The sequence below is a fragment of the Alicyclobacillus sp. ALC3 genome, from assembly GCF_028751195.1.
GTDB lineage: Bacteria > Bacillota > Bacilli > Alicyclobacillales > Alicyclobacillaceae > Alicyclobacillus_L.
The window spans coordinates 697,759-711,750 of record NZ_CP066784.1 but is presented as its reverse complement, the minus strand read 5'-3'; the positions used below and the strand labels follow the sequence as shown (position 1 = coordinate 711,750).

The following is a 13,992-nucleotide window of genomic DNA, read 5'->3' as shown; positions in this document are numbered from 1 at the left end:
TTAAGGAGGCATACAAAGTAATGCATTTTCGTAAACGTGCAGCAGAGGCGTCTGAGACGCAGGGTTCAGTCAGTTCAGTAGTTGCGGACATTCTCACTGATGTGCAGCAACATGGAGAAGTAGCAGTTCGCAAGTATGAAGAGAAGTTTGGCGGAGTCAAGCGCCCGCAGTTGCGCGTGTCGGAACAAGAGCTCGATGACGCTATTTCCACACTGGATGCGGAGACGAAGGGACTGATCGAGACGACGGTCGCCCGCGTGATCCGCTTTGCAGAGGCGCAAAAGGACTGTTTGCACCCACTAGAAGAGACGTTCGACGATGGCATTGTGCTGGGTCACCGCTTCATACCGATCGCCTCTGTTGGAGCGTACGTACCTGGTGGGAGGTTCCCTCTACTGTCGTCCGCCGCAATGGTAGTGGCACCAGCGAGGGTCGCAGGGGTTCCGCGCATTGTGGCGTGTTCACCAGCGAATTACAACAACTCGATTCATCCTGCCGTGCTATACGGGCTAAAGCTGTCTGGGGCGACTGAGATTTACGCGATTGGTGGCGCCCAGGCCATCGCAATGATGGCGTACGGCATGGAGGGTATCGCACCAGTTGACTTTCTCTCCGGCCCTGGCAACCGGTTTGTGGCGGAGGCAAAACGGCAGGCGTTTGGCGACGTCGGGATCGACCTCATCGCGGGTCCGAGCGAAGTACTGGTGCTCGCAGATGAAACGGGTGATGCAGAGACTATTGCACGAGACCTGCTGGCGCAGGCGGAACACGATCCCTTTGCTCGTGCTATTCTCGTGACAACGTCGGATCAGCTTGCAGACGACACCATCACGGCCGTTGAGCGGGTCCTTGCATCTCAACCTACGACATGGCCAGCCCAAGCGTCTTGGTTACAAATGGGGGAAGTTGTTGTCGCAGCGAGCCTCGACGAAGCGATCGACATTTGCAACGACTATGCCATCGAGCACTTGCACGTGCAGACGAAGGAGCCACGGGCCTTAGTGGAACGTTTGACGAACTATGGGTCGCTCTTTCTTGGTGAACAGAGTTCTGTTGTGTTCTCTGACAAGGTGTCCGGTACGAACCACACACTGCCAACCAAACGCGCCGCCCGCTACACTGGCGGACTGTGGGTAGGTACGTATTTGAAGGTAGTGACGCACCAGGAGATCACAGGCGATGGCACACAGTTTCTCGCCCGGCACGCAACACGGCAGTCGCAGATTGAGGGACTTGTAGGGCACGAGATGTCCGCAGCGGTCCGCCTTCTCACAAGGCAGATATAGGACATGTGAAGATCTCATGAGATGACCAGTATCGATGGAATTAGTTTGATACGCATTGTTGCTGGGCGCTCCGCTAGGGTGCGCCCAGTCAACATTTTCAGCAATGGAGGGATGGAAAGTGGCGAACCCGGCTTTCATGCGCCTTGGACTTGTCCAGGATGCACCGGTGGTTAGAGACATCGAAAGTACGCTACTTCAGATAGAGCGTTATGCGGCGGAAGCAGGCCGTCACGGGCGGCAGGTGAACCTGCTGGCGTATCCGGAGTTGTACGTCACCGGTTACTTCCCTGAGTATTGGGAACGTCGTCCGACACCGCAAGACGAGCTCGATTGGTTGGCGCGGTTGCAGGACACTGCTTCTCGGGAGGACATCTGGATTATTTTTGGCCACCCATCGTACCGCGCAGAGACGGTCGAGCACGGAACATCGCGTTACGGAGTGAATATGACGGGGGATGGGCTGGACTGGCCGATGTATAACGCCGCATCTCTGGTATCACCAGAGGGGCTCGTCGGAACCTACGCGAAGGTACACCTGTTCGGCCGCGAAGCAGAGTCGTTTGTACCAGGCGACGTCTTCCCGGTGTGGGAGACGCCGTGGGGACGTCTGGCGGTGCAGATTTGCTTTGACATCGAATTTCCAGAAGGATCTAGAATTGTGGGTCTCAACGGTGCCCAAATCATCCTCTTTCCGGCAGACAACATGCACCCCTTCGGGTCATGGCACCAGACGTTCACCGCGGCACGTGCGCTTGAGAACCGAGCTTTTGTTGCGACTGTCAACCGCCTAGGCCCGGAGCTCGACACAGACTTTTGCGGCGGCTCCTGCTGTATGCACCCAACAGGCCGGTGGTTAATTGAGGCACAGCCCGAGCCGGGGTTGTACGTCTGCGACCTCAATCTCTCACAACTGGCGGACCTAGATGATGCCATTGACTACTACCGACTGCGTCGCCCGGGCTTGTACGGAGATATGGTGAAGTAGGCAGCTTTGGAGTGTCCTCGTCATCCAGAGGTATCGCTCGCGTTCTCCTGCAAACCGATACCGGTACGGATTGTCGACAAAGTTCGTCGTCGCCGCTATGTGTTCTGGCTGCATCGACGCAATCACACCCAATTCGGTGGTCTAGTCTGATGGATGTGGAGATGAGATGGCTAACACGATAGCCGAGTTCAACTTGGTCATCTAAGTTAATCAGGTCAACTCTCAGAAAAAATCGGGTCTTGCCAGAAGGCCAGTCACACAAAGCAGGCGTTTTCACCCTGTCCATACGTCGACGTGTGTTGAACTCATAGGATATAATGGAAGAGTAAGGATCTGGCGTGGTGGAGCGAATGACGATGCGAATGTATATTGGAGTTACTGACGAACGGTGGTATGAGTTTCTGGCACGCCTCCGCCCCGACGAGGTCAACTTTTGGCAACCAGGCGGGCGCATCGGCTTTAAGGCTCTCAAGCCGGGAGAACTTTTCCTGTTTAAGCTGCACAGTCCGAAGAACTTCATTGTCGGTGGTGGCGTATTCTTGCGCCACGCTTTCCTTCCCGTCTCGCTCGCTTGGCAGGCCTTTGCTGAGAAGAATGGGACCCCCAACTACTATTCGTTTCGTGAAAGCATTCTCCGCTACCGCAAGGTAGACCCCAGAACTGAGCCTGACCCTACTGTTGGCTGCATTGTCCTCTCTCAGCCGTTCTTCTTTTCTCGAGACCAGTGGATCCCGGTACCAAGTGATTGGTCATCGAACATTGTCCAGGGCAAGACCTATGACGATGATTCGTTAATCGGGAGGGATCTCCGGGATCAGGTGCTCCAACGAGTTTCACATATCACCGGCGTACCGACCACGGGCGCTGGTCAGCATGAATTAGGCCGAGAGGGTCGGTATGGCAAGGAGTACTTAGTGGCCCCTCGGGTTGGACAGGGAGGATTTCGACTCCTTGTGACGGAGGCGTACCACAGACGCTGTGCGATAACGGGAGAAAAAACACTCCCGGTACTCGACGCAGCCCATATTCGACCCTATTCCTTGGAAGGACCACACGACGTGGCAAACGGCCTGCTATTACGACAGGACGTACATACGCTGTTCGACCGAGGATACATCACTGTCAACGAGGAGTTCCGTATAGAGGTCAGCCGCAGAATTAAGGAAGACTATGGGAATGGGCGGGAGTACTACGCGATGCATGGGAAACCGTTAGAGATTCTACCGGATCGCGATGCGGAACGGCCTTCGAAGGATTACCTCTTGTGGCACAACGAGAACGTGTACTTGGCTTGATCAGGAAGGCACCCTTATTGTTGCAGACGCAGACGCGCTCACCTCGTCAGTCAGGTGGCCATCGATGACGAGCGCGTCGTGGCGTTCGACTGCATTGCCGGCGAAATGCAGCGATGGAAGCGCACACGCGGCTTAGATTTCCATGTGGTCGATTTCATTCAGGAGGTCGAGGAGCAGCACGAGGCCAACAACAATAGCGGATCCGCTTGCTGCCCTGTGGTACGTAAACTGCAAGAGACTGCGGAGCAAGCGTCGTAATTCGCTATCCTTGGCAGCCTTTGCAGGGAGCGGACCTTGAAATGTAGAATACTGGAGACATAACGAATTGCTCAGATGGGTGGCACAAAATGATTCTGAAGAACGCGGACGACAAATTGCGATACATCGAACAGCTTGAAAAATTGCGAGAGGGCTCAGACGAAGAGACGAAGCCGCGGATCGAACGGGAGCTGCGCATGTTGCGCGCGGGCGCAAAGGGTGAGGAAGAGGCTGCGTACCTGATCAACTTTCACTATGGAGCGTTGGATAAGACGGCCGTGATCCATGACCTACGGATCGAAGTCGGAGGAAGAGTGGCCCAGATTGACCACCTGATTATCCACCGAACGCTGAACGTTTTTGTGCTTGAGTCAAAACACTTCCACGCAGGCGTGAAGATCTCTGATGATGGGGAGTTCCTGATGTGGAACCAGTATCGTAGAGCCTATGAAGGTATGGCTTCACCTCTAGAGCAAAACGACCGCCATATTGAAGTGCTTAAAGAGGCATTCGCAGCCATCGACATGCCAACGAGAGTCGGCATGCGTCTATCTCCAGTTTTTCACTCCTACGTTCTTGTTTCCTCAAATGCACGAATTAAGAGACCTGAGAAGCTTGACACGTCAAAGGTCATTAAGGCCGATATGTTGTCCAAGACCATAGACAGCCAATTCGACAAAACGGGTTTCTTCGGCGTTCTTGGAAACGCCTCGCGGATAATCTCGGAGGAAACGTTACGAGACATCGGAGGCCAGTTGATTGCCTTACATAAGCCAGCGCAGTTCGACTATGCAGGCAGGTTTAAGGTCGCAGGTAATCAGACGGATGTCCAGGCTAGTCTGGTGAAACACCAATGTCGTAATTGTGGCAGCGAGAACCTATCCATTCAGCATGGTCGCTATGGATATTACTTCAAATGTGCGGCCTGTGAGGGCAACACCCCTATAAAGATCGGATGTGGACAAGTCGGACACAAGGAACGTCTTCGTAAAGAGGGGCTTAACTTCTATCGGGAATGTGCCGAGTGTGGGACAAGTTCACCGTACTATGTAAATCCAATCTAGCGACGTGAGTATCCAGCGAGTCTGTTCTACACATAACCGAAACTGAAAGGGCATCTGATGGACGAAACCAAGTATCTGATCCTCTTGAAGGGCAAAGATAAAACCACTCAGGTTCGCGACTACCAGGTTAGAGGGCAGACCGTCTCCGTCACCTTCCTCGATTCACCCAAAGAGTATAGGTATCCTGTCCGCGATGTTGAGGTCTTTGAGAGTCGCGGTGTTCTCGATGTGGCAGACAATCAAGTCGTCTATCACTGCGATATGCCGATTGCGGGAATTCAAAGGGTCGTTGATTTCGGGGAACGGGTGCGACTGCTGTCGGACCGTGGAAGCGGAGGAGTTTACGATGCGCGGGCCATTCGTATCGAACGAAGTGGTACTAACTCGCCAGAGGCAGACCAGGTTCTTCAACACTGGGCCGACATTGCAAGACATGCCTCAGTGTCGGACGGAGGAGCGGGAGCTGATACATTTCTTGGGCAACAGTTTGAAAGACTCAAGCTGTTTGTAAGCCCGCGGAGCGTTCTTGCCGCTTACCTAAACGGAACTGATGTCCGCGCGAGCGTGGAGGAACAGCTACCGGCCGATATTATATTCCCGTTCAAGTTTAACCAGAGCCAACGCGAAGCACTCCAAAATGCCCTTCACAGTAGGATTTCCGTTATTGAGGGTCCGCCCGGGACCGGTAAGACACAAGCGATTCTGAACATCCTGTGCAACCTCATACTCGGCGACAAGACGGTTGCCGTGGTATCCAGCAACAATGCAGCGGTTGAGAACGTGCTTGATAAGCTTAGTTCTGAAGGGTACGACTTTCTGGTGGCTGCACTGGGGAATGCTGCGAATCGCAAACGCTTCTTCGAAAGCCCTCCAAAAGCAGATGTTGACGGTTGGGAAGTGTTGGAAGACGAACGGGATGTCCTGAGAGCAGAGTTGGTTGAACTCAATCGGCGGATCGAACGTCGAATGACACTGGAACGTGAGAGAGCGGCGCTCCAGCATGAAGTGTCGGTCTATAAGCTGGAGCAGGAGCACTTTGAGACGTTTTACAAGGGCGGCAATGTGGATGATTTGCTCACCCCAGCGTTGCAACGTACAACTCCAGAGAAACTACTTTCACTACTAGCGGATATCCGGGTCTCGGTTGACAACGGAAAGATGCCTTTCCTGAGGCGTCTTATGTACGTCCTTCGCTACGGATTTTGTAACTTCAGGCGTCTGGCCCAGAACCCAGACTCCTTGCTACTCATCCAGAAGACCTATTATCGGCTAAAGATAGAACAACTTGAACGGAAAATTTCATCACTGGACAGTAAGTTAAGCGAGGCGGCTTTGGTATCGCTGCCAGACCAACACCAAAACAAATCAAAGAAGTTATTTCGACATCGGCTGTACGCGAAATATAGTGGGCCTGCTCCCACCGACTTCAGGTCGATGAACTACAAGCGACGATTTGAGAAATTCGTCAAGACGTATCCTATTGTGCTCAGCACGACCCATTCCTTGCGCAACTGTATACCTGACAACTTCCTGTTTGACTATGTCATTATTGACGAGTCGTCACAGGTCGATTTGGTGACGGCTGCGCTGGCTTTGTCCTGTGCTCAAAATGCCGTTATTGTGGGTGACACGAAGCAACTACCCCAGATCATAGATATGAAGATCCGAGACAAAATTTCCTGCCCTGTTGGAATCGTAGGGACTCCCTATGATTACTTCGAGCACAATATTTTGTCCTCCATGTTGAGTTTGTATGGCGCAGCGTTGCCGCGTGTGCTACTTAGAGAACACTATCGGTGTCACCCGAAAATCATCGGGTTTTGCAATCAGAAGTACTATGATGGCAAACTCATACCGTTTGAGAATGAAACCGAGGGAGACACGCCTCTGCTTATCTACCGAACTGCAGAGGGGAACCACATGAGTCGGCTAAGCCATGGAAGTAAGGGACGTTTCAATCAACGTGAAATTGACGTGATCGAAAATGAGGTGCTCGCAGGTACCCACACTGCCAATCTAGATTACAACGACATCGGGTTTACGACGCCGTATCGCAAACAGGTGGAAAGGGCGTCAGGTCAACTGTCGAGTGAGATTGAGAAAGATACAATCCACAAATACCAAGGACGCGAGAAGCGGGTCATGATTTTGTCAACTGTACTGGATAGTTCGGTGGCTGGCCAAAGGGGAATGCAGTTTGTCAACGACCCGCACATGATCAATGTTGCCGTGTCGCGAGCGAAGGAAAGGCTCATCCTTGTTACAGACCACTCAATGTTTCGGGACACGCAAAGCGAGGTCGGCGACCTCCTGCGTTACATGGAATATAACACTCTGGATGAAAACATCATCGAGAGCGCGACGGTCTCGGTATTCGACTTACTTTACAAGGACTACTCACACAAGTTGGCAGAGCTCAGGCGCAGGGTGACGAAGAAGTCGAAGTACGACACCGAAAATATCATACGTGCCCTCATGCAAGACATTCTGCATGAACAGCGTTATAGCGGATTGTCATTTCGGGAGCAAGTGTTTATTCGTAACCTCTTTCGAGACCTGAACAAACTGAATGCGAATGAGAGGCAATATATACAAAACGGTGCGTCGGTGGATTTTCTTGTCTATCACAAGATGGATAGGGCTCCGGTTCTGGCCATTGAAGTTGATGGCTTCACGTACCATGAGAACAATCCCAAGCAGCTGGAAAGAGACCACATGAAGGATAGGATTTTCGCAGCGTACGGTCTCCCGCTCTTGCGACTGCCAACGACCGGAAGTGAAGAGCGGAATCGGATTTGCAGTAGACTTGATGACATTTTGATTTAATCGTTGCTTTTCACAGGGTGGGTGGGTTGGAGAAGCCGGTACCCATTCCTTCCAAACACACGTTCCCGTGACACCCCCTGACAGGGGGTACAATTATCCTGTGGGCAGATGTCCCGAGATGTCGTTTTGTGCCCGTCACGCGTTGAAATCGTGAGGTGTTTGGGGGTGAGGGTTATTATGGAGGTTCTACTGGGAAGTTGGTTGGATGGCGCAGCCTATCCCGACGCGATGGGCGAGGCAGATGCTGCGGTTGGACGGGTCGTGACCGGTTTTCGGGGTCTCGTCGGAGTCCTCGAGACGATCCTGGGGTTGACGGCACCCCCGGTCTCCGAGGCGCGGCGTGTCGCGGAATGGGTGAGGCTCATTCAGAGTAGTGGTTATACAAGTCTCCCGTTCGCGGAGTCTTTCCGAGTCGACCCCTGGAACACGGCGAAGGAGTTGCTGCGACGCAGGGATGAACTGGTTCTTGCCGGCTGGGATGCGCCGGTGCACATGGGGGGCGGGCGCTGGCTTGAGGCGCTTACTGCTTTGGAAGCGAGCCATACAAACCGGACGCCGGGTTTTGCTGACCGAATGCGGGCAGTGCTGCAGCGGTTGCGTGAGCCAGCGCACGTGGAAATCGATCAAATAACACTCCTCGACCAGAACGATGCGCTGTGGGAGGCGTGGCAGCGGGACCTTGTCGCTGAACTCTGCAAGTGCGGTGTGCGTCTTAAGTGGAGCGAGTCCAGCGAGCTAGAGGCCGAGGGCGACTTGGGCCATCTTCAGCGTGCGCAGACTGGCGGGGAGCCGGCACTGGCATCAGGGGATAGCAGTGTGATGATGGTGCGGGCGGAAAACGAGTGGGAAGCGGCGGACTTTGTGGCCACGTGGCTTGGCACGAAGGGGATGGAAGAGAACACGGTTCTCATTCGCGGCGACGGCAGCCTCACGCTCGGGGAGGTACTCCATCAACGCGGACTGCCAAGCCCAGGGGTTGAAAAGCCATCTCGTTGGCGCGAGGTGTTGCAAGTCTTGCCCTTGGCCATTGAAACGTACTGGGAGCCAGTCCGCATTGAAGCGATGCTGCAGTTCCTGTCGCTTGAAGACTCTCCCGTTCCAAGGCGAGTCCGGCATGAGCTGTCTCGCGCAATTTCCAATGCACCCGGCATTGGCGGGCGACAATGGGCAGAGGCGCTCGAGACTGCTTACCGCAGATCGACAGAGCGCTGGGCCGAAGAAGGGCTGTCGCAAGAGCAACAGGCAAGTGAACGGGCAAAGCTCGACAAGCGAATCAGTGAGTGGATTGACCACCGTCGGTTCCATCCCGACAGTGGCATTCCGGTTGACGAACTTCGACGAATTTGCAGCCAGGTCGCTGTCTGGGCACACGGCCTCGCCGCAAACCGTGACGATGACGGCATGTTGTTGGAAGCAGCTCGGCAAGCGGCAGAAGTTGCCGACGTCGCCGATGCCCTCGGTACGACCACCGTGTCCCGCCTGCAGTTGCAGCGCATCCTCGATGCGGTGTCGGGCGGGGGCGTTGTCATCTCAGAGATTCGCGAAGAGGCAGCGCCGTGGGGCGTCGTTGAGCACCCCGGGCAGTTGTGGGCACCCGCGGACGCGGTTGTCTGGTGGGGGTTCCACGATTCGAAGCAAGGTCCGGCGACCAGGACGTGGACATCCGCTGAGCGGATGTGGCTGCGTGATCGAGGTGTCGAAGTCCCTGACCACACGCTGGCGTCACGGCGACAAGCTGCCGCGTGGCGGCGAGTCGCTCACTTCGCAGGCAAACGCATCATCTTTGTTGCCCCGAAACGGGTAGCAGGGGAAGCGACCACAGACCACCCGCTCTGGAGCGAGGTCAAGCAGGTGCTTTGCACAGACGAACAGGGGCTTGGCGAAGCCGCTATCACCTACGACGCGTCGGACCTGCGCCGCTCCGAGACCGTCCGTCTTGCCGGGGCAGAAATCCGGCGAGTGACGCAAACACCGGCTGCCCTGCCTGGTCCAATCCGCGACTGGCAGGTGCCGGCAGGGATTGCCTTGCGCGAGAAAGAATCCGCCTCTAGCCTTGACACGCTGCTCGGTTGCTCGCTGGCGTGGGGCTTGCACTACGCCGGCAAAGTCCGCTCCGGGAACGTGGCGTCTCTGCCGAGTAACAACCAAACGCTCGGGACCCTGATGCACGAAGTGCTGAGCGTCATGTTGCAGGAATCGATGACCTGGTCGAGTGAGGTAGCCCGGGTGCGAGCCGGGGAACTGTTCGATGAACTTGTGCCCACCACCGCCGCCGTGTTGCTCGAACCCAAGAACGCCAAACTTCGGCGGGACGCCAAGACAAGGTTTGTCGCGTCGATTGAGCAGTTGTTTGAGTTGCTGGCCGAGACCGGGATCGAATTGAAGAAAACAGAAGCGACCCTCGTCCAAAACTGGGGGGAGGGCGTAGACATCGAAGGGCGCCTGGACCTCGTCGGTGAGGCGCAGGGTGGGGAGCCCGTCGTGATCGACCTCAAGTGGTCATGGGGCAAGAACTACTACCGCGAACTGCTCGGGCGTCTGTCTGTTCAGCTCACGGTGTACCTGTGGCTGGTCGCGGAAGGTCGCGCGGAAGAGCTGCCAGGGTTCTACTTCCTGCTCACAGACGGCACCGTGTTAGCGCGCCAACATCCCAATATGCCACGTAACGCGCAAGTGAGCGGTCCGTCCCAGGGCGAGTCGCTGGCGCTCATTCGACAGGAGATCGATCGCGTTCTGTCCGAGCTGTCAGAAGGCCGACTGACGGCCACGGGCATCGTGTCGGCTGACACAGCAGAGGCGCTCGCGTCTGCGCTGGTCAAACCGAAGTGTCGTTTCTGCGACTACCAGGCCATTTGCGGGCTGACGGAGGTGGCGAAGTAGATGAACAACGTCAAAGTGATTAGCGCCGGGGCGGGTGCCGGCAAGACGTGGAGGCTCTCGAAAGCCATCGCGGACGTCGTCGCAGAAGGTGTACCGGCTGACCAAATCATGGCCACCACGTTCACGAACAAGGCGGCCGACGAACTGTTGGAACGCGTGCGGCAGCGGCTGATTGCAGAGGGCCGTCACGACTCAGCCGCACGTATCACGGACGGCTACGTCGGCACGATGAACAGCGTCTTTGGCCGTCTGGTGCGAGAGTTTGCCCTTGAGCTCGGCCTTTCGCCCGCGCAGACCATCCTGCCGGAGGAAGACGCGAAGGCGGTCTTTCAAACCGTGGTGGCAGACGTGCTCGAGCAGTACGGGAGCCTGTATCAAGCCGTCTTTACGCGCATGGGGCTGGACGACGTGTGGGACGGTGTGGTGCGAAACATCGTCGACCAAGCGCGCAAGAACAACCTCGCTTCCGACGCGGTGCGCCAAGCGGCGGATTATTCTTGGCAAAAGTTGAGCGCCATCCTGCCACCGAGCCTTGCCAACGGCCCAGCTTTGACGGAGCGGCTCAAACACGCCGTGGAAAACATTCGTGCTGCGGTGCCGGAGACCGACACGACGAAGACAACCCAGAAGGCACTCGATGACGTTGACCAGATACTGCGCACATGGCGGCGTCAGGGAGCACCCACGTGGGGAGATTGGGCAAAACTCAGCAAGCTAAAGCCAGCGAAGAAGAGCGAGGACGCCTTCTCTGAGCTCTTGGCAGTTGCGAGTCTACACGATCGACACCCAGGGCTTCGTGACGATATCCGAACGACGATTGACGCCGTGTTTGATTGTGCCGCCGACGCGATGGATCGCTACCAGATGGAAAAGGCCAAACGGGGCGTGCTGGACTTCACCGACCAAGAGGCGCTGGCCTTGAAGCTGTTGGCCAATCCGGACTTTACGGATGCACTTCGCGACAGAATCTCGCATGTCTTTATCGACGAGTTCCAGGACTGCAGTCCGCTGCAACTCGCGTTGGTGACACGACTGCTCGCCATTGCGAACGGATCAACCTGGGTTGGCGACGTGAAGCAGGCCATTTTCGGCTTCCGAGACACAGACCCGAAGCTGATGACCGCCGTGATGGACACCTTGTCACCGTCCGACATTGAAGTGTTGTCCACATCCCGCCGATCCCGACCGTCACTCGTCGACTTCGTCAACGACGCGGTTGTCGGCGCATTTGGCCGGATGGGCTTGCCAGCGGAACGTGTCCGGTTGGATGCCATCCGTCCGGAGCACACGGAGCAGGCGGTGTCGATTGAGGCGTGGTACACGCCGGACGCCAAGAACGCCGACCACGATGTGGCAAGCATCGCTATCGGTGTGTGCAACTTGCTCAATCGGCCCGAAGAATACCTCGTCGAGGATAAGCAGACGAAGCAACTGAGGCCCATCCGAGCGGGGGATGTCGCAGTCCTCTGTAGGAGCAATCAGCACTGCCAAGACATCGCCGACGAACTGGCGAAGCGCGGCGTTCGCTCGTCACTCGCTCGAGCCGGCCTCCTGACCACGCCTGAGGCGCTGGTAGCCCAAGCTGCGTATCGGTATTTGGTGGATGACCGCGACACGCTGGCTCTGGCGGAGCTCATTCACTTGACGAGTGCTAACGCGGCTCCTGGCAGTTGGCTCACCACGTGGTTCGAGTCGGATCCGGATCACCCGGTCGACGCCTTCGCTGACAATGAGCGGGTTAGTGCGCTCTCTGCCGCGCGAAAGCGGGTTAGGCATATGAGCCCGACCGAGGCGTTTGACACGGCCATCCGTGCCGCAAAGGTGCACGAACTCGTCGCCGCCTGGGGCGGAGAACAGCGGATGCAAAACGTCGAGGCCGTCCGCGGCATGGCCCGTGCCTATGAGGACCTCTGCCAACGGAGCGGTTTGGCCGCGACGCAGAGTGGGCTTGTGTTGCACTTCCGGGAGGCAGCGGGAAACGTCGATGTCGACAAGGTCCCGGACAGCGATGACGACGGAGCTGTGCGCATCTCCACATATCACCGGGCGAAGGGCTTGGAATGGCCAGTTGTCATCCTGACGGATCTGAACAACGGGAGCAGAGGGGGTTCCATCCCGCCTGTGTTCAACCGGGTCCTGGCGATGCCCGAACACGACGATGCGTTTAATCCGCTACGCCCTCTCGAAAACCGTACCCTCTTTTACTGGCCCTGGCCGTACGGTCTGCAGAGAACGAAGGTCGGTCTCGATACGGCCGTGCAAGGCATGCCGGAGCTGGCGGACATCGAACAGCGCGCAGAGGCGGAGAACATCCGCGTTCTCTACGTCGGCCTAACGAGGGCCAGAGACTACCTCATCCTGGCGACGCGAGACAACCAGCACACGTCTTGGCTACAAGAGCTGACAGACAGGGCAGGCCACCGCCAGGTCATGCTGCCGGGCGGAGCAGACGAGTCTGGTTACGGAGTTATCCGGGCAGGAGACGCTGACTACCGCTGCCGTGTGCGTCTGATGGACTTAGCTGAGCCAGAGCAGATGGACGAATCCGGATCGACAGGCACCACTGAAGTGGGCATCCCGACCGCAGTCTATCTGGCGCGGGAGCCGGAACACGTAGCTGATGTATTTTTGCCTGCGCACTTTCAACCGAGCAAGGCGGGAGCGGTGGCCGACGTTTCGGGTTCCGGCGGCGGCTTGTCATCCACGGCGGCTGACACCGAGGTATTATCACTTGGACAGCGCATTTCCCTCACCGGCCGCATCGCAATGGCCGACCTCGGTGACGCCGTCCACGCGTTCCTTGCTGCCGACAATATCGCACGGGCTCGTGACGCGCGAATCGGGCAAGCGGCAGCGATTCTTCAGCGCTACCGTGTGACAGCGGTGTCGCCAGAGTCCGTGGTAGAGGCGGGGGACCGGTTGGCAGCGTTCATTCGCAACCGCTACCCATCCGTGACAGCCGTACACCGGGAGTGGCCGATACACTTGCGTCGCGGTTTGCAAACGGCGAGCGGCTGGGCTGACCTTGTGCTTGAGACACCGGACGGGTATGTGCTCATCGACCATAAGACGTTCCCAGGTCCCGAAAGCCAGTGGATCGATAAGGCGCGGTCGTACCTGCCTCAGTTGAGCGTCTACAGCGAAGCGATAGCGCGGGCAACAGGCAGGCCTGTCATTGGAGCTTGGATTCACATGCCAATCGTCGGTGCGATGGTGAGTTTTGGGGCAGAGGACCTTGTGCACCGCGTGAGTCCGGCCTGAGCGGGCGGTCGGGGCGGGGAGCCGCAACAGGTCAATTCCGAATGTGGTGTTCTGGATAGAAAAAGCTTCAGGTTCCCTCAACCGTGGACACACAAATGCATTGTCTTGTGGTATTATCTGGAACACGGATGCGCAGC

At 56.6% G+C, this 13,992-nt stretch carries 7 protein-coding genes; all 7 read left to right on the top strand.

The genetic code is table 11. From position 1 onward, the window contains the following. Positions 1–20 precede the first annotated feature (20 nt). The 7 genes from hisD to JC200_RS03245 all read left to right on the top strand — a co-directional run bounded on the left by hisD (position 21) and on the right by JC200_RS03245 (position 13,855). Positions 21–1,286, top strand: coding sequence for a histidinol dehydrogenase (gene hisD / locus JC200_RS03275; RefSeq protein ID WP_274434759.1), 1,266 nt, complete (start codon positions 21–23; stop codon positions 1,284–1,286). A 118-nt stretch (positions 1,287–1,404) separates the two neighbouring features. Continuing rightward, entirely contained in the window at positions 1,405–2,271 is an 867-nt protein-coding gene (locus JC200_RS03270; RefSeq protein ID WP_274434758.1) for a carbon-nitrogen hydrolase family protein, read from the top strand. A 356-nt stretch (positions 2,272–2,627) separates the two neighbouring features. Continuing rightward, positions 2,628–3,566 (top strand): HNH endonuclease, encoded by a 939-nt coding sequence (locus tag JC200_RS03265; RefSeq protein ID WP_274434757.1) that lies wholly within the window; start codon positions 2,628–2,630, stop codon positions 3,564–3,566. Positions 3,567–3,913: 347 nt separating this feature from the next. Beyond that, positions 3,914–4,888 carry a nuclease-related domain-containing protein gene (locus JC200_RS03260; protein WP_274434756.1) on the top strand — a complete coding sequence of 325 codons (975 nt, stop codon included), beginning with the start codon at positions 3,914–3,916 and terminating at the stop codon, positions 4,886–4,888. Positions 4,889–4,945: 57 nt separating this feature from the next. Next, positions 4,946–7,714, top strand: a complete 2,769-nt coding sequence (locus JC200_RS03255) for an AAA domain-containing protein (protein WP_274434755.1) — start codon at positions 4,946–4,948, stop codon at positions 7,712–7,714. A 177-nt stretch (positions 7,715–7,891) separates the two neighbouring features. Continuing rightward, positions 7,892–10,594: a PD-(D/E)XK nuclease family protein gene (locus JC200_RS03250; protein ID WP_274434754.1), complete on the top strand. Its 2,703-nt coding sequence runs from the start codon at positions 7,892–7,894 to the stop codon at positions 10,592–10,594. Then, positions 10,595–13,855, top strand: a complete 3,261-nt coding sequence (locus tag JC200_RS03245) for a UvrD-helicase domain-containing protein (RefSeq protein WP_274434753.1) — start codon at positions 10,595–10,597, stop codon at positions 13,853–13,855. It abuts the gene before it with no gap. The last annotated feature ends 137 nt before the right edge of the window (positions 13,856–13,992 follow it).